The sequence below is a fragment of the Streptococcus panodentis genome, assembly GCF_017884005.1.
Taxonomy (GTDB): domain Bacteria; phylum Bacillota; class Bacilli; order Lactobacillales; family Streptococcaceae; genus Streptococcus; species Streptococcus panodentis.
Genome location: NZ_QFAY01000030.1, coordinates 1 through 21,698, shown reverse-complemented (window position 1 = coordinate 21,698; position 21,698 = coordinate 1). Strand labels below are relative to the sequence as shown.

20 protein-coding genes and 1 pseudogene are annotated in these 21,698 nt (G+C 43.8%); 6 read left to right on the top strand and 15 right to left on the bottom strand.

The window, feature by feature from the left end; all coding sequences use genetic code 11:
* Window positions 1-14: 14 nt before the first annotated feature.
* Window positions 15-143 (bottom strand): hypothetical protein, encoded by a 129-nt coding sequence (locus DHL47_RS13550; RefSeq protein ID WP_275946009.1) that lies wholly within the window; start codon window positions 141-143, stop codon window positions 15-17.
* A gap of 175 nt (window positions 144-318) precedes the next feature.
* Between DHL47_RS13550 and DHL47_RS11570 the strand changes: the two genes are divergently transcribed.
* From DHL47_RS11570 to DHL47_RS11560, 3 genes are read left to right on the top strand one after another with little or no spacing between them, the layout of a single operon-like run.
* Window positions 319-678, top strand: coding sequence for a rhodanese-like domain-containing protein (locus tag DHL47_RS11570; RefSeq protein ID WP_209551987.1), 360 nt, complete (start codon window positions 319-321; stop codon window positions 676-678).
* A 10-nt stretch (window positions 679-688) separates the two neighbouring features.
* Window positions 689-1,150, top strand: coding sequence for a MarR family winged helix-turn-helix transcriptional regulator (locus tag DHL47_RS11565; protein WP_209551986.1), 462 nt, complete (start codon window positions 689-691; stop codon window positions 1,148-1,150).
* Complete coding sequence (locus DHL47_RS11560; protein WP_209551985.1) at window positions 1,143-1,547, top strand: EVE domain-containing protein; 405 nt, start codon at window positions 1,143-1,145, stop codon at window positions 1,545-1,547. Before DHL47_RS11565 ends, DHL47_RS11560 begins: the two co-directional genes overlap by 8 nt.
* Before the next feature lie 701 nt (window positions 1,548-2,248).
* Here DHL47_RS11560 and DHL47_RS11555 read toward each other — a convergent pair.
* Entirely contained in the window at window positions 2,249-2,698 is a 450-nt protein-coding gene (locus DHL47_RS11555; RefSeq protein ID WP_209551984.1) for an SP_0198 family lipoprotein, read from the bottom strand.
* A 502-nt stretch (window positions 2,699-3,200) separates the two neighbouring features.
* On the opposite strand from DHL47_RS11555, the gene DHL47_RS11550 reads away from it, so the two are divergent.
* On the top strand, window positions 3,201-4,133 hold the full coding sequence (locus tag DHL47_RS11550; protein WP_128837274.1) for a site-specific integrase: 933 nt from the start codon (window positions 3,201-3,203) through the stop codon (window positions 4,131-4,133).
* Here the strand turns inward: DHL47_RS11550 and DHL47_RS11545 are convergent.
* The 11 genes and pseudogenes from DHL47_RS11545 to DHL47_RS11495 all read right to left on the bottom strand — a co-directional run bounded on the left by DHL47_RS11545 (window position 4,130) and on the right by DHL47_RS11495 (window position 16,423).
* On the bottom strand, window positions 4,130-4,774 hold the full coding sequence (locus DHL47_RS11545; RefSeq protein WP_338060121.1) for a restriction endonuclease subunit S: 645 nt from the start codon (window positions 4,772-4,774) through the stop codon (window positions 4,130-4,132). The genes DHL47_RS11550 and DHL47_RS11545 overlap by 4 nt on opposite strands.
* A gap of 80 nt (window positions 4,775-4,854) precedes the next feature.
* On the bottom strand, window positions 4,855-5,178 hold the full coding sequence (locus tag DHL47_RS11540; RefSeq protein ID WP_209551983.1) for a type II toxin-antitoxin system RelE/ParE family toxin: 324 nt from the start codon (window positions 5,176-5,178) through the stop codon (window positions 4,855-4,857).
* Complete coding sequence (gene relB / locus DHL47_RS11535; RefSeq protein ID WP_128837276.1) at window positions 5,168-5,455, bottom strand: type II toxin-antitoxin system RelB/ParD family antitoxin; 288 nt, start codon at window positions 5,453-5,455, stop codon at window positions 5,168-5,170. The genes DHL47_RS11540 and relB overlap by 11 nt, the downstream gene beginning before the upstream one ends.
* Window positions 5,456-5,608: 153 nt before the next feature.
* Window positions 5,609-7,204, bottom strand: a complete 1,596-nt coding sequence (locus DHL47_RS11530) for a type I restriction-modification system subunit M (protein WP_128837277.1) — start codon at window positions 7,202-7,204, stop codon at window positions 5,609-5,611.
* A 79-nt stretch (window positions 7,205-7,283) separates the two neighbouring features.
* Complete coding sequence (locus tag DHL47_RS13450) at window positions 7,284-8,468, bottom strand: restriction endonuclease subunit S (protein WP_245335623.1); 1,185 nt, start codon at window positions 8,466-8,468, stop codon at window positions 7,284-7,286.
* 392 nt (window positions 8,469-8,860) lie between these two features.
* The gene (locus DHL47_RS11515; protein ID WP_209551982.1) at window positions 8,861-12,067 is read right to left on the bottom strand and encodes a type I restriction endonuclease subunit R; all 3,207 of its coding nucleotides are present in this window, start codon (window positions 12,065-12,067) and stop codon (window positions 8,861-8,863) included.
* On the bottom strand, window positions 12,064-12,645 hold the full coding sequence (locus tag DHL47_RS11510) for a restriction endonuclease subunit S domain-containing protein (protein ID WP_245335622.1): 582 nt from the start codon (window positions 12,643-12,645) through the stop codon (window positions 12,064-12,066). Before DHL47_RS11510 ends, DHL47_RS11515 begins: the two co-directional genes overlap by 4 nt.
* Before the next feature lie 542 nt (window positions 12,646-13,187).
* Complete coding sequence (locus DHL47_RS11505; protein ID WP_128837281.1) at window positions 13,188-14,123, bottom strand: glycosyltransferase family 2 protein; 936 nt, start codon at window positions 14,121-14,123, stop codon at window positions 13,188-13,190.
* Between the two features lie 96 nt (window positions 14,124-14,219).
* A complete protein-coding gene (locus DHL47_RS11500; RefSeq protein ID WP_209551981.1) occupies window positions 14,220-15,500 on the bottom strand; it encodes an O-acetylhomoserine aminocarboxypropyltransferase/cysteine synthase family protein in 1,281 nt (426 codons plus the stop codon).
* 100 nt (window positions 15,501-15,600) lie between these two features.
* A pseudogene (locus DHL47_RS13585) lies at window positions 15,601-15,750 on the bottom strand (NUDIX pyrophosphatase); the annotation flags it as partial.
* 58 nt (window positions 15,751-15,808) lie between these two features.
* Entirely contained in the window at window positions 15,809-16,423 is a 615-nt protein-coding gene (locus DHL47_RS11495; protein WP_209551998.1) for a TetR/AcrR family transcriptional regulator, read from the bottom strand.
* 209 nt (window positions 16,424-16,632) lie between these two features.
* Here DHL47_RS11495 and DHL47_RS11490 point away from each other — a divergent pair, with 209 nt between their 5' ends.
* Together DHL47_RS11490 and DHL47_RS11485 are read left to right on the top strand one after the other, a co-directional pair.
* Window positions 16,633-18,036 carry an MFS transporter gene (locus DHL47_RS11490; protein ID WP_209551980.1) on the top strand — a complete coding sequence of 468 codons (1,404 nt, stop codon included), beginning with the start codon at window positions 16,633-16,635 and terminating at the stop codon, window positions 18,034-18,036.
* Window positions 18,023-18,610, top strand: coding sequence for a DUF4097 family beta strand repeat-containing protein (locus DHL47_RS11485; RefSeq protein ID WP_209551979.1), 588 nt, complete (start codon window positions 18,023-18,025; stop codon window positions 18,608-18,610). Before DHL47_RS11490 ends, DHL47_RS11485 begins: the two co-directional genes overlap by 14 nt.
* Before the next feature lie 131 nt (window positions 18,611-18,741).
* Here the strand turns inward: DHL47_RS11485 and DHL47_RS11480 are convergent, their stop codons facing one another.
* Window positions 18,742-19,155 (bottom strand): NUDIX hydrolase, encoded by a 414-nt coding sequence (locus tag DHL47_RS11480; RefSeq protein ID WP_209551978.1) that lies wholly within the window; start codon window positions 19,153-19,155, stop codon window positions 18,742-18,744.
* Window positions 19,156-19,207: 52 nt separating this feature from the next.
* A complete protein-coding gene (gene pcrA / locus DHL47_RS11475) occupies window positions 19,208-21,490 on the bottom strand; it encodes a DNA helicase PcrA (RefSeq protein WP_209551977.1) in 2,283 nt (760 codons plus the stop codon).
* Window positions 21,491-21,698 lie beyond the last annotated feature (208 nt).

The following is a 21,698-nucleotide window of genomic DNA, read 5'->3' as shown; positions in this document are numbered from 1 at the left end:
GTCAAAAGTTCCTTCTACCTGCGCTTCGATAAATACGCTGCCATCACCAGCGCCTCAGCCTGCAAATCGTAAACCGCACCAATAGCGGCATCAGTCTTGCCCCGCTCCCAAATTTTAGAAATAAATTCACTTTGAAAAGACATGGTTGCTCCTTCTCTAGCAAAAGCAATACTTCCAGTCCATCTTTAACCACTTCCATTATACTGAAAAGATTTTAGCAATACAAGGATAGAGCAAGTTAAGCAAAAGAATGATTTTATTTGACAAAATTAATAAGTTTATATATAATAAGTATACTTAATATTTGGAGGCAAAAAAATGGATAAACTTGGTTTTTTAGAAATGTATTTAGGTCTGTATATGGATTATTTCACGGTTTTAGAGGCCTTGAAAAATCCAGAATCCGATTATGTAGTGCTGGATATCCGAAATGCACCGGCTCCAATCAAAAAAGAGCAGATTAAAGGCGCCAGAGCCATCCCTGCCAAGGATTTAGCCAATCAACTGGCTGATCTGGATAAATCCAAGACCTATATCGTTTACGATTGGAACGGTGGAACTATCTTGGGAAAACAAGCTCTCTTTATCCTCCTCAAAGCTGGTTTTCAAGCTTATGAGTTGGCAGGAGCTTTTGAGGGATGGAAGGGGATGAATCTCCCAACTGAGCCAGCACAATGAGGAAAGTAAAATGACCAAACAGCCTTTCAACTCTATTTACGGAGACCAGGCCCGGCAGTCAACCGGTCTGCTCTTTAATCAGGTCTATAACCAGTGGCATAGCCGCATCAAGCAGAAGCTGGCGACGATTGACTTGACCCTTCCGCAATTTTTCGTTCTGGCTGCCACTGCCTTTCTCCAGCGCCAGCAGGATTTTGTCACTCAGGTCGATATTGCCCGCTTTTCGGATATGGATGTCATGACTGTCTCTCAGGTGCTCCGCCTGCTGGTCAAAAAAAATCTGCTGACTCGGGAAGTCCATCCCAAAGACAGCAGAGCCAAGATTATCTTGCTGACCGAGGCTGGTTTGGCAAAAGTCAATCAAGCCCTGCCTCTGGTGGAACACTTTGACTTGGAATTTTTCGGGAAATTAGAGCAGGAAAAAGAACATTTCAATCAGCTCTTAATAAAATTGGAGGAAAAAAATGCCTAGATTTTGGGTCGGAGTCGTGTCAAAAGAGCACGTTTTGAAGGGAGTTGAAGGAGGCTTTTGCCAGGTCTGTCACGGCAAGGGCGGCCCCCTCAACCGCATGAAAAAAGGCGACTATCTGCTTTATTACAGTCCCAAATATCAGCTTAATGGCAAGGAAAAATTGCAGGCCTTTGTAGCTGCTGGCAAGATTCTTGATGACCAAGCCTATCAGGTTCAGATGTTTGAGGACTTCTTCCCTTTCAGGCGGGATGTGGCCTACTACCAGCCGGTCAAAGACTGTCCAATCGAGCAAGCCCGCCAGCATCCTGAGTGGCGGCAATACGCCACCCAGCTGCGCTATGGCCACTTCGAGGTTTCCAAGGACTTCTTTCTTTATATCTTTAATCAGATGAAATGAGAAAAAAGAGCCCGCCTTTGAAAATCAAAGGGGAGCTTTTTATTGCCAAATTTCCCTACTCCACCCCCCACTCATAGTTAAGCCAGCCTAGATCTTCGCGCGCGTCCAGCTTTTTGGTAAAAGGCCTGATCAAGCTTATTTCAGGGGGCTACGTTCCACTTGATCTGCTGGCAGTTGTAATGCTTGGCTTCTCCCTCAAAAACCTGCATGAGCTGCTCCCCAATCTGCTGGCTTCGACAGCCGGGCAATTTTGGCTGTGCAAGGCAGGAAATAATATAGTCTTTTCATTTGCTTTTAGCAGTGAAACTGTCTGGGAGACAACTTCAGCCTGTCGCTTAAAATATAGGACGATAGGGCAGCGAGCTGCTCAAAACCTCCACTGGAGGTTTTGAGACGGCAGATAAAGCTTCCGTGAGGAAGTCTCAAAAATAGGGCAAGGCGAGTTAGCGACGGAATAAAAGATAAGCCAAATGACGATACGAGCTCATTCCCAAAGGTCAAGTGGTCTAGGGCAACAACATCTCCCGCTTAGCCATCGCTAACTTTGTCAAAACGGTCGCTGAAAGCCCAAGCCTCCATGCCAAGGAAAATCTGGCCATTGTCAGAGACTAGGGCCAGCTTAATCAGACAAGAAAAACCCGAACTCGCTCGGGTTTTTGACGTATTCGCTTCTCTCCTTCCTACTGTCACAAGGAGAAATGCTACTCTTTGGTAAAGGTCAGAGTATCAGGGTCATCATCCAGCTCATCCACAATCAGCTGGCCGCCCTCTTGGCGGTAGCTTTTAAGCTCGTTTCCAACCGTAAGCTGCTGTTTGCCCGTATCCACTTGGACCTGCTTGACTTCCTGCTCGCCATCAACCTCCGTCTCGGTCCAAGTACCAGTCGTGCCCCTAATCTCCAGTCTGTGCTGGTCCCCATCGTGGTCGGTCGCCATGTAAGTGCCATCCAACTGACCGCTTTGAGAAGCATTGGAAGAAGCTGTCTGGCTAGAAGAGGAAGAGGAGCTGCTGGCAACGGAACTGCTGGCCGGCTGGCTGCTCTGGGACTGTGCCCTGTCACCTCCCTGATTGGCATTGCTGGAGCAGGCCGCTAAAAGGACTGCCGCAGACAGGCTGAGGAAGCCTGCAACGATTTTCTTAGAAAGTTTCATGTCTATTTCTCCTTTTCTACAAGTGTAGTTTATACTTATATTCTACATTTGTCTGTTCTATTTGTCAAGAAAAGCGCCTCTGAAAATGAGACGGGTGAGAAGACAGCCAATCCTCAATGAAAACTGAAACCAGACGAGACAGCGAGACGAATAGTAAAGCTCCCCTCTTTAACTCGAATGAGGCTGGCTGGCTTGAGCAAGTCTTCGTTTCGAGCTGCTGGCCTAAAACATCCTAATCCTAGGCTGTTTTCGACACTTACTTTGTAAGTTTTATTTTCACCCCACTTTGCGCACAGCTGCTTCGGTCATCTTTGGAGCTTAAAAAGCGAAGGAGGTTGCCACTCAGCAGGGATTGACAGCACTAAAAGCAAACTGCAAGACTCTAACAGAAAGGAAAAGAGAATAGAGATATAATAAAAAGAGAGCAACCCAAATATCGTCCAATTAACAGATAGGACGTGTTGAAACAGTCCTATCAACCAACTTACAGGAGGGAATGCACATGTCTACAGAATGCTTTAATCAACACTCTCTTTTTTATCATTTCTATGCTGACTGGATTCACATTTATAAGGAGGGCGCTGTCCGAGAAGTGACCTTAAAGAAATACCAGATGACCCTATACTGGTTACAACGTTTGATTCCCCAGCTTGAGATTGGTCAGTTCAATCGAACCGCATACCAAAAGTTGCTCAATGATTATGCACTCTACCATGAGCGGCAGACTACCCTAGACTTCCATCACCAACTCAAGGCTGCCATACTTGATTGTGTAGATGAAGGCTGGATTTCTAAAGATCCTACCAGAAAGGCCATCATAAAAGGTAAGGCGCCACGCGCCAAGAAACAGAAATTCCTTAACCAGTACGAGGTGCACAAGTTATTGGAGGACTTAAGCCTGGGAAGCCAAGCTGACTGGGACTGGATGATTCTTCTCATTGCAAAGACGGGGCTGCGTTTTTCTGAGGCACTAGCTCTTACTCCCAAAGACTTTGATTTTAGCCATCAGGCTATTAGCGTGACCAAAACTTGGGACTACAAAAGCAATACTGGTTTTTTGCCTACTAAAAACTTTTCATCCAATCGAAAAGTGCCTATTGATTGGCAGACTGTTATCCAGTTTAGCGAATTAATCAAGAACTTGCCCAAAGACCAGCCGATTTTTGTACATGGCCCTGTCTGGAATTCGACGCCCAATAAATGCTTGGAACGGCACTGCAAACGAGCCCATATCCCTGTTATTAGTCTTCACGGTCTGCGACATACCCATGCGTCTATCCTGCTTTTTGCAGGTGTCTCCATCGCCAGCGTAGCCCAAAGACTGGGGCACTCTAGCATGACGACAACCCAAAAAACCTATCTGCACATCATCGCAGAACTGGAAAACAAAGATGTCGATCTAGTCATGCGTTCCCTTTCAGCACTCAGTAATTAAACTCGCCTCTGAGAATGCTTACGCTGATGACTAGCGATGGTCGCGTCTAGGGTTTGGAAGAAGGCACCGATCCGTTCCTGCTCGGGGAGGGTGGGGAAAGAGAGATTAACTACTTTTAAATCAGAATTATGAAGATGGACAACAGATTTCCCTTGTGCTCTCTTAGATAATTCTTTCTGTTGAGAACCATTCGATAAAGTAATCGCTAGAAATGTAGATTGAATAGTTTCATTGGGTTTAATAATATTCAAATCGCCACCCAGAATAACACCACTATTCTGAACAAAAGCAGCCCTCGATATGTCTTCTGCACTTTCACCAGATGATGGAACAATAACTTCATCACCACTGCTTAATACTGAATTCTCTTGCAATTCTGTATATGTGTCAACATCATTAATTACAGTCTCATAATTAGTATATAAGCGCCCATATAGGATTATAGGAGTTCCTTCTGAACAAATATCTTTCTTTGAATAACCTCGTCCTTTTGCGAATTCCGCCACTTCTCCCAACCTACGCTGTTCCCAAGCGTCGGCATCTGTAAATTCTGGAAAGCGATGTTTTGATTTTCCAGTCTTGCTCACCCAACTTGCGCCCTTTTCCTTTCTATTTTCTTGGAAAAGGCAGAAAATCTCCACTGGAGCTTTTCTGTCCCAAGCGTCAGTAAAGCTAGGAAAACGAATTTCCGGAAAACTAAAAAGAGCTTGCGCTCTTCAGTTTATTTCTTTAACAACTTCATATAGTTGCTTTTTGACGGAATTAGGTGAGTAACGATAACTATTTGATGTTTTTTATCTACAAGGAACAATATCAAATAATCATCACAAACTAATGCCTGTGTTTTAAAATTTGGATTCAACTTTCTGCCTAATCGGTCATCAAAATCAAATCCACCGGGCATATGCTGAAGCCGATTTATCTTGGCTCTGATCTTTGAGATTTTTCTTCTAGCACCCCCTATACTAAAGTTAGTAGAAATATAGCCGTAGATTCGATCGAGTTCCTCTACAACCCTTGCAGTATAACGAATACTATAAACCATAGCGTTCTACCAAGTCTTCGTCTGTATAGTAGCTTCCAGACTGCACCTCATCAAGGCTCTCTTTAATCTCGTTTTGCAGTTGCAAAAACAAGCGTTCATTTTCCAAATCATCCTCCGTTTCAAGAGGGACTTCCTCCCTAACAGCCACATTTTTCAAAAAAAGGGTCAAGCCCTTTGATAAGGTATAGCCATTTTGCTTCAAAATAGAGCTCGCTGTAGTTAGTAAGTCTGCGTCAATTTTAAAAGACACATTCTTAATCCTTCCATCCTTGTTCATGACAGCACCTTTCACACGTTTTTTTACAGGTCTATTTTACAGTTTTTTTGAACTGTTTGCAAGGATCAACCTCGGTCGTTCAATATAGTCTAGTCGTTTCATTTTTTATAACAGAAGTAAAACCGACCACATGCAGTCGGTTTTGCTTGCGCTTTAGACCCCTAGTTCTTTCAAAAGGGCATTGATTTCTGCCTCGAGTTTGGAAATTTCTTGGTCGTCTTGGGCTAGGAGTTGCTTAATCTCATCTAAATCAATGGGCTCCTCCTCCTCAAATGTATCCACATAGCGGGGGATATTGAGGTTGTAGTCATTTTCCTGAATCTCTTCCAGACTGGCTAGATGAGCATACTTATCCACATCTTGGCGGGCCTGATAGGCAGAGACAATCTTCTCAATATGCTCCTCAGATAGGCTGTTTTGGTTCTTCCCTTTGCTGTAGTCTTTGGAAGCATCAATAAAGAATACATCCTTGGTCTTACGATTTTTCTTAAAGACCAGAATGGTGGTTGGAATGCTGGTGCCATAAAAGAGATTGGCTGGAAGACCGATTACCGCGTCCAAGTAATTTTTCTCAAGCAAGACTTGGCGAATCTTGCCCTCAGCGGCTCCTCGGAAAAGCACGCCGTGGGGCAGGACAATGGCCATGGTTCCTGTGTTATTGAGATGGTAGAGACTGTGGAGGATAAAGGCATAGTCAGCCTTTGAGGCGGGGGCTAGCTTGCCATAGTCTGAAAAGCGGGGATCTTTGAGCTTGGAGTCAGCATTGTCCCACTTGGCCGAGTAAGGAGGATTGGCAACGACGGCATCAAAGGAGCGTGGGTGATCAATCCCTTTTTCATCCGGCCCATCTGGCCAGTCGCTTTCCAGCGTATCGGCATTATTAAGGGTCATATTGACATAGGAGACATCGTGCATCATAAGGTTCATCCGAGCCAAGTTGTAGGTAGTTGTCCCCAGCTCCTGACCGAAATACTTGATGGCTCCTGCTTTTTTGCCTTGAGGGAGTTCATTCCCTACGGTCAAGAGGAGCGAGCCAGACCCCATGGTCGGGTCATAGACGCTAAAGCTTGTATCACTGCTTTCTACGATATCAAGCGTGACTAACTTTGCCAATATCTGGCTGACCTGATGCGGGGTGTAAAATTCTCCGCCTTTCTTACCAGCTGAAGCCGCAAACTTTCCAATCAGGTACTCATAAATCTCACCCAGAATATCCTTGCCATCCTCACTTTTATAGTCAATGCTGTCAATGAGTTTGACGATGGCATTGAGCGACTTAGCACGCGCCGTTGTCGAAGCTCCCAATCGAGAATCTCCTAGATTAATGTCATTAAAAACACCGCTAAAATCTCGCGATGCTTCACGGTTACGCTCCACATTGCGGTTGAAATGCTCAAAAATAGTCTGATAATCACTAGGCATGACCTGACTGTCTGCAATCTTCTCCCGCAAGGATTCCCAAGTATCTTCAGGCTCAATGGCATAGCCCAGAGTCAGGGAAATATCCTCCAGATAATCCTCTAAGTCCTCACCAGAAGCTTCGGCCTTATAGGCTTGATTAACCGTCAGGCCCTCTGGCACATCAATGACCTGATTGGACACCAGATAGTTCTCCTGATGCTCGGATAAGTAGCGGTAAAAGATAAAAGCCAGGATATAGTTCTTATACTCGCTGGCATCCATATTGCCCCGCAGTTCATTGGCCATAGCCCAGATTTTATCGGTAATTTCTTGTGTTTTACTTGTCATTTATAAATCCTCTGTTTTGTATGATTGTTATTATACTTGTCACTTTTCTTTATTCTCCCCCCATAAAACAAACAAGGCTCTATGGGAAAAGCTGTTGCAAAAGCCCTTTCTTCAGGGTTTTCAAATGTTCCAGCTTACGCTGATGACTAGCGATGGTAGCGTCTAGGGTTTGGAAGAAGCTGCCGATCCGTTCCTGTTCAGGGAGGGAGGGGAGGGGGATTGTAATTATTGATAAGTCGCTAGAGTTAATCGCAGGGTAACTTGTGCCTGTACAATTATCTAAAACTGTATTAACAAATTTCTGAGTCTGCAAATATGAGAGCAAAAATCGGCTATCGCCATTCGGACGTAACTGTGCATATCCAGTAGAGAAAACATAATTTTGCTCATTTTGTTCAAACAAAAAATTATTTTTCTGGTACGGTCTTACAGTCTGATAAAAAACATCACCTTTTTTAGCTAATCTCTGTGCTCTAGATGGAGCTGTATTTTTAGTTTCATGTTTATGTGACAACATCTCCGTCCCTATGACAGAACCTAAATCCACATACTCAAATTCCTCTGGAAGAATTGATTTTGGATTGATTTCCGCCACTTCCCCTAACCTACGCTGTTCCCAAGCGTCCGTAAATTCAGGAAAACGAATTTCCGGAAAACTTTCACCATTTTTTGGAAACATTTTCTGTAAGAGACCTTTCTTACGCATTTTCAAATGTTCCAGCTTACGCTGATGACTAGCGATGGTAGCGTCTAGGGTTTGGAAGAAGCTGCCGATCCGTTCCTGTTCAGGGAGGGTGGGGAATTGAAATTTTAGTGATGAAAAATCAGCATAGCTAATACTCCTTCCATCACGAATTCCATAAGTTACCGTTTCTAAACGTTTTATAAAATTGTTACTTGTAAAAATCTCTTTCCAAAATAAGTCACAATGCCTATTTTCTTCAGAAAAATCCAATATTGTATAAGCAGGAGACGTTATACCTTCAATCTCTGAATGTGCAAATCCACCTTGAAACGAACGCAGATGAATAACAAATTGTCCCGGGTTTACACGCTTATAGTTTTTAACACTATCTCTATCATATTTAATGTCAATACCAATTTCATCACGTTTTACCATTCCAAATTCCTGTGATGCTGATAGAACTGGTAGGTCAACATGGTTCTTATCTGATACAGAATAAAATATATCTGACGACTTACGCTGTTCCCAAGGTTCGGTATCCTTGAACTCTGGAAATCTTAATTTTGGTATGTTTTTCATGTAAACTCCTTTCCCCCAACCTACACCTTTTTCTTTTCATTTCTTGGAAAAAGGCAAAAATCTGTTTTTTTCGTATTTATCCACTTTCTCATTTTCTATCTCGTTACAAAATGCCGTCTAAATCGTTTGTGACTTTCAATATTGCTTTTGATATCCTTTCTCACTGCTGCACACCCCGACTATCTATTGAGACTATTGTATCATCTTTTCGCTTCACAAAATACGGGAAGGTAAAGTTTTTCTCTTATCCCTTGCACCTTTTCCTTCTCGGGTGTAAAATAATGCTAAAGATAACTTGGGAAGGATTCGCTCTGGGTTCCCGAATGGGAGTAGGCAACTGCTTAGAATTCCTATGACCCTGGGGTTATCTTTTTTTCTTGCTCAAAACTCATTCACAACTGCTCAATAAGTTGGTCAGCCAGCCGGTAAATGGCTTCTCTGAGGCCGTTGCGGTATTTGATTTTGCTGAGGGACTGGACATCTGGATCAAGTGCCATCTCTTTATAAGCCAGACTGGCTTGAGCAATCAGATCACGGATTTGCCCCATATCATCCAAATCTTTTTGCTCGTAACGGTGGCTGGAGAAAAGATGACGCAAGTCTTGATTGGTCACAATATCCGTGATTCCCCACTGGTTTCGGAAATCTAGAAAAATACGATTCAGACTGATGGCATTGGCTTCTTGGATGATAGTCTGACTTTCCTGAAGACGGGCAGGATAGGTAAAGCCGCTTCCCGCCGGAGGAAAATGGCCATTGAAAATAGCCTGCGTCGCATTGATAATTTTCTCCGCATAGGACCGGTCTTCCAAGCCATTGGCGAATTTCTTAATTTCTTCCTTGGTTTTTGCAGCGGCTTCTTTTTCGCCATCGTGCACTTGGTTGAGGAGGCGCTCAACAAGCTCGGTCAGATAGTCATAATTGACCTGAACATCCTTGACATGGGTCATTCGCAGATCAATCTGCCAGACTGGGATTTTCTTTTCCTTGGCCATATGTCCTTTCAGTTCATTTGTCAGGACAGTTGTCAGCATAACCTCTTGCTCAGGAGTCATACCGAGCTCACGGATTAGCTCATCTGGATTATCATAGTTAAAACCGATATCCTCGCCGCCTTCATCATCAGGAGTGTATTGCTTAAGCTTAGCCATTCCGCTATTATAATCTCTCAACAGGTCAACCATCTCGTCTTTTTTCTTTTCTGACGGAGGCAGCTGCTGAAATTCTTGGGTCATTTCAGACAATTTGCTCACTGTTTTCTTGACTTGCAGCAAGAGGTCTGTGAACTCAGGAGCTGTAATTCCCTCCTTGGTATTAAGGGCTTTGCGTTCCTCATCTGTCAATTTAGCCGAGTCTTTGTTGGCATAGGTGGCAAGCGCCTCATTCATCAGCTTTTCATTATATGATGGCCAGCGGTAGTTGACCACTCGTCCCCAAGGTTTTTCCTGCATATCAGCTACCCGATTGGTCCGCGAGTAAGCTTGGACGAGATTTGCACCTTTGAGGGTTCGGTCTACATAGAGGGTGTTAAGCTCCGGAGCATTAAATCCTGTCAAGAGCTGCTCCACCACAATCACCAAGTCTAGGAAATTGCCATCACTAGCCGTTTTATCAAGACGGGACTTGACATCTTCAGCATAGCCTGAGACATTATCCATCTCAAACTCAGTCTCAAAGAGCTTATTATAGGCCATCATGGCCTCATGGAGACCTTTGTTGCTCTCCAGCATGCTGTCGTTATTAGACGTATTCTTACTAAAGGTTACGGCTACCTTGAGCACTGATTCACCTTTTTCATGCCTCTCTGCATTGACCCGCTGAAACTCACGGAAATACATCATGGCCATAGGAATACTGGCCTTGCCACCTCCTACATGAGTCGTCAAAAGGGCATTGTACTTGCCATCATTGGAGCGGTTGCGCCAGTTTTTAAAGATGTCCTCTACAACCAGCTTGATATGGTCAGGGTTTTCGTCATAAAAACTGGGCTCTATAGCATCATCCATATCTTCCTGGGAGAGATTGGCAATCTTTTCTTGGATTTGTCCCTCTGTCCACTGGGGATAGCGCAAACGATAAAAGTCCGGCAGGTAGTGGCTTTTCATAGCCTCTTCGTCAATCGTCGTTTCAAAATCTACCTTAAAACCTAAAACATTGCGGTCCGAAATAGCTTCTCGAATGGTGTAAGCATGGAGCAAGTCCCCAAAGATATCTTCTGTCCGCAAGCCCTTGGTCGTATCATCAAACATCGGTGTCCCTGTATAGCCGACCCAGGCGGACTTGGGAAAGGCCTTCTGAATCCCTGCGAAGGATATTCCGCCCGTTGAGCGGTGGGCTTCATCCACGATAAAGACGATACGCTTATCTGGCGCCTTAAAACTTTTACGATTCACCAAGGTATTGAGCTTTTGCACCGAAGTGACGATGATTGCATTGTCCTTACTCTTGAGGCGGCGATTGAGTTCAGTGGTTCTCTTGGTATCCTGGACACTTCCTGCCGTCCCTTCAACGCCTTCAGCATCAGGATCATAGGCCTTGTATTCATCAAAGGTTTGGTTGGTCAGAGCAATACGGTCCACCACAAAGACAACCTTATCGACATTTGGCAGACGGCTGGCCAGCCAGGCTGTTTTAAAGCTGGTAATGGTCTTGCCTGATCCAGTCGTATGCCAGATGTAGCCGACTTTATTACTTGCCATGTCAAAATCTGTGTTCTTGATTTTCTCAATAACTTTTTGCGTCGCATAGACTTGATAAGGGCGCATTACCTTGAGCATTTGCTTGTTTTTCGTTCCATCCAGGATCATGTAATTGGTCGCCATCTGATGAGCCATAGGAATAGACAGTACACTATCAGCAAACTCTTTCCAATCTCGGACCAAAGTATTATCTGACTGACGCTGCCAGTTAAAGGCAAAGTCTTTATTGAACAGTTCACTGGTGGTATTGGCCATGTACTTGACATTATTAGGCGTCAGGCCTACTAAAATCTGCAAAGTAGAGTAAATATCGCGATACTGATTCTCATCAATGTATTGGTGCATTTGATTAAGGGCATCATTCACATCAACCGTGTCGCGCTTCTCTTCGATCTGAATGATTGGAAGCCCGTTGATGAGCAGAGTCGTGTCAAAAACACGTTTTTCCTTACCTGCGATCACAGCCGGCCGCTGGATTTGATTGACAATCTGGTAAACCGTATCGCCTGCCCCGACTTTTCTCTGATCAAACACGGTCAAAAAGGCGTGCCGGCCATCATCCATATCCACTTCAATTTGCGAAATACCATTGAACCCATAAAGAAACTGACCAGCCTGATAGGGCGTTTGCAGGTCAGAAATGACCTTTTTCACCTGATTGAATTCCGTGACAGATAAGGGATGGCTGAGCACATCCTGATTATGCTGCTCCAATATACTTTTGAAATTCTGCCAGAGATCGTCTGTCGTCTTGATATTTTTTTCATAAGTCCAAAGACATTTTTTGGTGATGTAGCTCCCCAGAGCATCCGAGACTTCTCTAGGACCTGTGCCGCTTTCTGATAAGGTACCTGTTGACAGGTATTCGATTAACTTCTTTTCAAAGACGGATTCTTTCATGACTTTCGAGCCTCCTCTAATTCTCGTATTCTCAGTAAATATTCTCTATCTGCACGCTCTACCCTCAGCACTTTCAGACGCAGTTGTTTCTGATAAATCTCTCCGATAAGACGCTGACGTTCAATGTTTTCTTCAATAGGCAAAATCAAATCCCGAACTTGCTTGACCGTGTATTTTAAAACTGTTGAACCTTGCAGACTCAGTAAAAATTGACGTTTGGCCGACTTGTCTTCATTCAGTAGATAGAGCAGATAGGATGGATCTAATTTCCCCGATGGTCTTAGAACGGCATAGTTCTGTGTGTATAGATACCCCTCGTGTTTTCTTGTAACGATTGCGGCTGTACCAGATATGAAACTAAAGACCAGATCCCCTGTTTTTAAAGTTGAAACAGAATCCGAAGTGCGGATTTGTTTTGACTCTGTTTGCTGAGTCGTCTTTCCTGTCAAATCCTCTTCTAAGTCGAATTGGTTGTAAATTCTATAAGTAATACAATCTTCATTCAGATTTTCTTTTATACGGAACTGGGGTGAGCCGACCTTTAATCGGACAAGCTCTGCTAACTTTATTTTTTTCATGTCATACCTTTGTGTTTTTTATAAATTACATTATGAAAATAGTTTAGCATACCTGTTTTAAAAAGTCAAAGAAAAACTGCGTTATATTTTGTGGTTTTTAAAAAACACAATTTAGTTCATCTGACCTATGCAAAATAAAGCTCAACAATCAATTTTTGCTAGCCGTCCTTTTTTGATAGGAATGTTTATACATGGATATAAATGAAAAATATCTTGTCTCAGCTGAAACAAGATATTTTCGTCTTATATTACGCTGTCTGAGCAAACTGGCTCTTGTAGAGACCTGCGCAGAAAGAATTTGGCGCCATTAGCCTTACGCCAGTACAACTAACTCTCTCTAACGAAAGCTCTGTCCGCCACTTCAAAATCGCTGCCGGAGCTTTTGATAGTCTTTTAGTTTGCTTTTAGTACTAGGGCAACGAGCCGCAGGCTGTACTGGGGTACGGCAAGGCGAGTTAAGGACATAATAAAAGATAAACTAAATGGCGATAACACTTCCCTGCGGTCATTTATCTGCAGTCTCAGAGCTTTGATTTTGATGCTCAAGTGGATGATTTACTCTTTTCTTTAATTACATAGACCGGACGGTGCTTGGTTTCCATAAAGATTTTCCCGATATATTTACCTAAAATACCAATCGTCAGCAGCTGAAAACCGCCAATAAAGAGGATGACCGTCATGAGCGATGGCCAGCCCGAAGTCGGGTCGCCAAAGACTAAGGTCCGGACGATAATGACCATCATCAGGATAAAGGCCAGAATCCAAGACAGAATGCCGCCCAGAAAGGCGATATTGAGCGGCGCATCAGAGAAGTTGATAATGCCCTCCAGGGAATAGTTAAACAACTGCCAGAAATTCCAAGAAGTCTCACCGGCAACCCGCTCTACATTCTTGTATTCCAGATATTCCGTCTTGAAACCGACCCAAGCAAAGATTCCCTTAGAAAAGCGATTGTACTCTGACACTTCCAAGATTGCATCTACCATAGGCCGTCTCATCAGGCGAAAATCACGCGCCCCGTCTACCATCTCCACCTGACTGATTTTATTAATCAGCTTATAAAAGAGATTGGCAAAGAAACTGCGGATAGGCGGCTCTCCCTCCCGAGTCGTCCGGCGGGTACCGACACAGTCCAGCTCCGGATTCATATCCAGCATTGCCTTCATTTCAGCCAAGAGCTCAGGCGGATCCTGCAGGTCCACATCCATAACCGTCACAAAATCGCCCGCCGCATGCTGCAGACCGGCATAAAGCGCCGCTTCCTTTCCAAAATTACGGGAAAAAGAAAGATAGTGCACCTTGCGGTCCTGCTTGCTTAATTGGCGCAAAACTGCCAGAGTGCGGTCCTTGGAGCCGTCATTGATAAAAATATACTCCAAGTCTTCCCGCAGCTGATGGTTCATCTTTTCCATCGCCTCGTAAAAGATAGGAATGCTTTCTTCCTCATTGTAACAAGGAACAATTACTGAAATCGTCATGTTTATCACCTATTGTATATGAATATCTTTCATTATAACAAAAAACCAGGCAAAAACCTAGTTCTTTGTGAAATAGTACAATTTTAAATCAGCTTTTTAAATCTCTTCCAAGGCCAGCCGCAGGTCTTCAATGAGGTCATCCACATTTTCCAGACCGATAGAGAGACGGATTTGATTAGGCGTGATGCCTGCCGCCAGCAGGTCTGCTTCGGCCATCTGGCCATGGGTGGTCGTGGCTGGATGCACCACCAGCGATTTGGCATCCGCAACATTGGCCAGATCAGAGAAAATCTCCAGACTGTCAATGACCCTGCGGGCCTCTGCTTCCCCTCCCTTGACCGTAAAGGTAAAGATAGAGCCAACGCCCTTAGGGAAGTATTTCTCCGCCAGAGCCTTATAAGGACTGTCCGTCAGCTTGGGATAATTGACCTGCTCCACCTTTGGATGCTGGACCAGGAAGTCCACAATTTTCTCCGCATTGGAGACATGGCGCTCCACGCGCAGGGACAGGGTTTCCAAGCCCTGCAGGAAGAGAAAGGCATTGAAAGGGGACAGGGCCGCACCGGTATCGCGTAGGAGTTGGGTCCGGACAGCTGTGACAAAGGCTGCCGCTCCGACGTCCCGGGTATAGCTGATGTCATGATAGCTGGGATCCGGCTCGACAAACTGAGGAAACTTGCCGGAAGCCTCCCAGTCAAACTTGCCGCTGTCCACAATGACCCCGCCAATGCTGGTCCCGTGGCCGCCGATAAACTTGGTCGCCGAATGAACAGAAATATCGATACCATGAGAAAAGACATTGATCAGGTAGGGCGTAGCAAAGGTATTGTCGGAAATGAGCGGAATCCGATGGGCATGGACCAGCTCAGCCAAGGCTTCAAAGTCTGGGATATTAATCAGAGGGTTGCCCAGAGACTCAATCAGCACCAGTTTGGTATTGTCCTGAATAGCTGCTTGGACCTCTGCCGGCTTATCAATATCCACAAAGCTCGTGGTAATCCCGTAACGCGGCAGGGTTTCCTTGAGCAGATTGAAAGTGCCGCCGTAGATGGTAGAGGCTGCCACCACATGGTCACCCGCATGGGCCAAGGCCAGAATCGTGTAAGTCAGAGCCGCCATACCCGATGCTGTGGCCAGAGCCCCGACACCGCCCTCCAGGGCCGCCATCCGCTCCTCAAAGGCAGCGACAGTCGGATTGGTGATACGGGTGTAGATATTGCCGGGCTTGCGCAGGGCAAAGAGGTCTTCCCCCTCCTGGGTATCCTCAAAGACATAGGAGGTCGTCTGGTAAATGGGCAGAGCCCGGGACTTGGTCGTCGGATCCACTGTCTGGCCGGCATGCAGCTGCAGGGTCTCAAATTTAAAATCACTCGTCATAAAGCTACCTTCTTTTCTCGTTTTTCCCAGTCTACCACTAAATCCCTCCGCTGGCCAATAGCTATTTTTTATCAAGTCAAATAAAGAGAAGCTATAGGTTTTACAGCTTCCCTATCATGATGCGAAAAGTCTCCTGATTGCTGGGCCAGTAGAGCTGAGAAGGGACTTGTGCCAGATCAATCCACTGGAAATCTGTGTGCTCATCTGAAATCAGAATATCCTTCTTTTGGGTCCAGACAAGAAAAAAGTTTTATGAATTAAACTAGATTTGAGTTTGAATTACTAACTCTTTTTTATTTAGAAAATCATTAAGCTATTAAATTTTCCAATATAAGAGATATACAATCTAAAGCCGTACTTTTTAAAGAAATAATCTCTTCATTTGAATGAGGAGAATAAAGAATATCATCTACAATAGATGTGATGAAATTAAACAAAACATTCGATACAGATCTTAAATTTTCTATTTTTTCATTACCATCTACATAATATAATAAACATTGGTAAGTCAGTTCTTTCATTTTACTATTATGTTGATTCTGTATTTCTTTAACTTCCGGTATGGTATAAGATAACATCTCAATTTGAGCATGAAATTCCCTATCTTCCATCTTAATCAAATTTTCAATTAGTTGTTCAATCCAACTTCTATAATCACTCCTGAACAATTCAAAATTTTCTGTGGTATTCAGCTGATTAAAAATTACGATAAAAGATTCATTATAATTCTTTAAAATTACGGACAAAATTTCATCCTTGTTTGAAAAATATGAATATAAAGTCCCAATTGATATACCGGCTTCTTTCGCAATCTCATTAGTTGTTACATTGAAATAATTCTTATTTGAAAATAATTCTTTTGATACTGACAAAATCAAATTTAATTTGTCAATACTCCTTTTTTGAACTGGCTTTCTGACCATCCTTTTAGTCAAATCCTTAACCTCCTACTAATAATTTTTCTAATCATATAATATCATATTTCTATCTGATACCCAAACATAAATATGAGTTTTTACTCTTTTTAAAAAGCGAGCAAAAACTCATATATCTCTTGATAATTTCTTATTAAGTGTTATAATAAGACTATAGAACGCGAGTTAAAGCTCGTGTTTCAGAAAGGAGAATTGCAATGAATAAAAAAGTAACAATAACTATTGCAATGTGTTTAGCTATTTTCTTGGTTATGCTAGACACAACAATCATGAATATTACCCTGCCCGCTATACAAAAAGGATTAAATGTTGGACTGGACAGCTTATCTTGGGCTTTGAACATTTATACCATTATTTTTGCTACATGTACTATCCCATTAAGTAAATTAGCAGATATTTATGGGAAAGGGAAAATTCTTATTATTGGGTTGGTATTGTTTGGTATTGGAAGTTTAATTTCTGGACTAGCAGTAGAATTTTATCAGCTTATTTTGGGTAGGATTATTGCTAGTCTTGGAGCCTCAATCTTATTACCAGTCGGAAATACATTAGGAATTTCTTCTTGGAAGGTTGAAGACAGATTTAAAATTGTTGCCGCCTTAGGACTCACTCAAGGAGGTGCTGCTGCTATCGGTCCTACTCTTGGAGGAATTATTACCGATAGTTTATCTTGGCATTGGATATTTTTTATCAATATTCCTATTGTTATGATTGCCCTTCTGCTATTGATGAAATCTTTTAACTTTAAAAAAGATTCTACAGTTTCAACCAAAATAGATTGGTATGGTAGCTTGATTTCCATGATATCACTCTGTTTACTAACTTTGGGATTAATTAAAGTAAGAGATTGGGGGTTCAATGACTGGAGAAGTATCACATGTTTTAGCGTTTCCATTATCTCAGGCCTTCTATTTATTATTATAGAGAAACGAATCTCCTCTCCAATGATTAATCTGAATTTATTCAAAATCAAAGAATTTTCATCTGCTTCATTAATCGCATTTATTGCCCAGTTCTTCTACATTGGTGTTATTGTTATTTTACCAACCTTCTTCACTTCTGTTCAAGGTAAAAGCGAACTGGATGCCGCTCTAATACTACTTCCGATGTCATTAACCGTTTTCATCTTTGGAGGATTGGGAAGCCTAGCAATTAACAAACTAGGCCCCCGCTTATTAGTATTTACTGGTCTATTAGCAATCCTAGCTTCTTATATATTATTGGTGACATTAGATTATAACAATACACTAGCTATGAGTTTCTCAACATTAGTTTTAGGAATTGGCTTTGGTATCATCGCGGGGCCTATCAATGTTTTAGCAGCCTCTACATTAGACGGAGAATTGTTAACTGCTTCTCAAAGTGTCATCAGTGTTGTTAGACAGATTGGATCAGTTATAGGAGTTTCCGTATTCATCTCTATGCTTACAAATAATATGCAAAACCTATCTATCCATAGTCCTCAGAAAGTATCTGAAGCCTACCTATCTATCTATAATATATGGATTCCTTGCCTATTTGTCTTGCTACTACTTTCCTTATTATTTGCAAAACGAGACATTTATTTACAAACAAAGGATGGAAATCATGAAAAAATTTGAAATTGATGTAAATCGAACTGATCTTGAAATAAAAAAAGGAAAACAATTCAAATTATCCTTTAAAAATTGCTCTAAAGAAGATTTTAAAATTGTAATCAACGATTCCGAATTTATCTTACAAGAAATTAATGTATTTAAAGCAATCTCTTTCTGGATGATTCCAAAGATTACTATTACTGTTCCTTTCAATAAGCTTGAAGCTTGTAACATTAAAGTCAAATATAGTACGGCGGTGTTTAAATGGCTAAAAGCTGATGATATTAGTCTATATACAGCTGGAGGGAGTATCTTTATTAACGATCTAGAATGTAATACTTGTAGTTTAACCTGTGATATGGGGAATACATCACTTCAAGGTATTATTCAAAAGAATGCTAATTTCACATGTGGTATGGGAAATATAATTTTTTCAGGCGATCAAAAAACGCCCTCTTATAAACTAAAAGTCAATAGTGGCATTATTACAGTAAATGGCTTTAGTTATACGAATACCACCTATGAGCAAAAGAATCCTAATTGTGAGTCTCCTAATTTTTACTTAAATTGTAATATGGGAAATATAGCTATTACTTAGTTACTTTAATTTTTTTGTTCGTAAGAATTCACTTAGCCAGTGTTTATAGATAATCATTTCATGAATCCAAGAAAATTTTCCTTATGAAACAATTTACGGATTATTCTATATGCTTAAGATTAAAAGGCAGTTCAAAACCGCCTTTTTTCGTTTTTCTCCATCATCATCTGAAAAGTCTCCTGATTGCTGGGCCAGTAGAGCTGAGAAGGGACTTGTGCCAGATCAATCCACTGGAAATCTGTGTGCTCATCTGAAATCAGAATATCCTTCTTTTGGGGCCTAGCTAGGAAAAGACTTTTGTGAATGCTTAGATTTTTATCAATTTCTACCGTGTAATGCCCCAGAGGCTGAAGTTCTGACCGGGCCATTTCCAGACCGGTCTCCTCCAGAATCTCCCGCTGGCAGGCTGCAGCTGCCCTTTCGCCTTTTTCTATGCCGCCGGTTATAGGCTGCCAAAAGGACAGCCCATCTTCTTCAACCTGCAAAAGCAGGATTTGTCTTTCTCTGGGGGCAAAAATCCAAGCTTCGATAGAATTTCGAATCATATCTTCAATCCCCTTATTCCGATTCTTGATAAAATTGCAGCCGACTTATTCCTTATCCCTTCTTCTCAATGGGGGCAATGCTGGCTAAGACTTTCTTGAGCCCGACTTCTGGGAAGTTGATTTTCAGCTCCTGACTGGATCCGCTGCCGGACACAGACAGGACGGTTCCGTCCCCCCATTTCTTATGGCGGGCAATATCGCCGATGGCCCAATCTTCAGCAGGGCTGTCCGCCTGGCTGGCCTTGCCGAAGGGCAGACTCCCAGTAGAGATAGAGCCGGGAGCGGCCTGGCGTTTGCGCTCCTGCAGAGCCTGAGCCAGACTCATACCCTGACCAAACTGACGGGTGTCGCTATTGCTGTAGCTGACCTTATAGGCAGTATTGGCCGGCCGGGCCAGACCTTGGTAGTCCAGCAGGTCTGAGCTGATTTCCTTAATGAAACGCGTTGGATGATTATAATTGGTTTTCCCGTAAAGCAGGCGGGAATTGGCATTGGTCAGAAAGAGAACCTTCTCCGCCCGGGTAATGCCCACATAAGCCAGACGGCGCTCTTCTTCCAGCTCGTCCTCATCTTCTGCTGCCCGGCTGATCGGAAAGACATTCTCCTCCATGCCGATCAGAAAGACCACGGGAAACTCCAGGCCCTTGGCCGCATGCAGGGTCATGAGGGTCACTTCAGAGCTCTCATAATCTCCGTCATCGGTATCGGCGATGAGGGCCAGGTCATTGAGGAAGCGCCCCAGCTTGTCCAGGCCGGATTCGTCAGCGGGATTATCTGGATGTTCATCGAAATTCTTGGTGACAGACAGGAATTCCTCGATATTTTCAATCCGAGCCTGACTTTCCAGAGTGGCCTGAGCTGCCAGACTTTCTGAATAGCCCGTCTTTTGCAGAACGGCTTCCACCAGCTCGGTCACCGTATAGTCGTCCAAACGCTCTCGCAGATCCAGTATCAGATGGGCAAAGTCAGAAACCGCCTGAGCAGCCTTGCCCTTGACCGGCGACAGCAGGATATTAGCCGAAGCATCCAGCAGGGACAGCTCCTGACTGGCCGCAAAATTCCGGATCTTCTCAACCGTACCCGGGCCGACTCCCCGTTTGGGCTCATTGACTACCCGTTCATAGCTGATATTGTCGCTGGTATTGGCAATGAGATTGAGATAAGAGATGACATCACGGATTTCCTTGCGGCTGTAGAACTTGGTGCCGCCCACCATGGTATAGGGGATATTGGCCTTGAGCAGGGCTTCCTCCACCGTCCGCGACTGGGCATTGGTCCGATAAAGCACGGCAAAATCCTTGTGGCTGTAACCTTCTCTGCTCAGCTGATCAATGGTCCTAGCCACAAAGAGAGCTTCTTCCTGCTCATTGTCCGCCCGGTAGTAGACAATCTCCTCACCGTCTTCATTCTGGGTCCAGAGATTCTTGGGCCTGCGGTTGCGGTTGTTTTTGATGACTTCATTGGCTGCCTGCAGGATGGTCTTGGTCGAGCGGTAATTCTCCTCCAGCAGGACTACCTTGGCCTCGGGATAGTCCTTTTCAAAGTCCAGGATATTCTGCATATCCGCTCCCCGCCAGCCGTAGATAGACTGGTCGGCATCCCCGACCACGCAGATATTTTTAAAGCGGGAAGCTAAGAGCTTGACCAGCTGATACTGGGCGTGGTTGGTATCCTGGTACTCGTCGACATGGATATACTGGTAGCGCTGCTGGTAGTAGGTCAGGACATCAGGATTGCTGTCAAACAGCCGCAGAGTCAGCATGATCAAATCGTCAAAGTCCATGGCCTCGGACCGGCGCAGCTCCTTCTGGTAAGCCGTGTAGCACTTGGCTACAATCTCTGTATACAGATCGCCTGCCTGGGCTGCATAGGCTGTATCGTCAATCAGGTCATTCTTAGCATTGGAAATGGTGCCCAGAATGGCCCGCTCATTCCACTTTTTGGGATCCAGATTGAGATTTTTGAGAATCCGCTTCATCAAAGTCCGCTGCTCACCCGGATCAACAATGGTAAAATTGCGGTTGTAGCCGATATGGTCCGACTCCCGCCGCAAAATGCGAACGCACATGGAGTGGAAAGTAGCAATCAGACAGTCCTGAGTGGCGGGATTGAGAGCCAAAGCCCGCTCTTTCATCTCCCGGGCCGCCTTGTTGGTAAAGGTGATAGCCAGGATATTCCAGGGATTGATCATCTTTTCATCAATCAGATAGGCGATGCGATGGGTCAGGACCCGAGTCTTGCCCGAACCAGCCCCCGCCATAATCAGCAGGGGGCCTTCCGTCGTTTGGACCGCCTCTGCCTGACGGTCATTCATACCATTTAATAAGGGGTTCATCTTTCTTCCTCTTTCAAAGTCATACTCTTCAAAAATCTCTTCAGACCACGTCAACTTCACCTTGCCTTACTCTTGACTCTTCCTTACGGAAGCTTCATCCGAAACGGCGGTGGGACAGAACTAAATTTTGAAAAAATTTAGTTCCCTTCGCTCTTTTGTTTCTAAGCTCAGGCTGAAAAGGTTCCCCAAACCTTTTCACTCCCAGCCC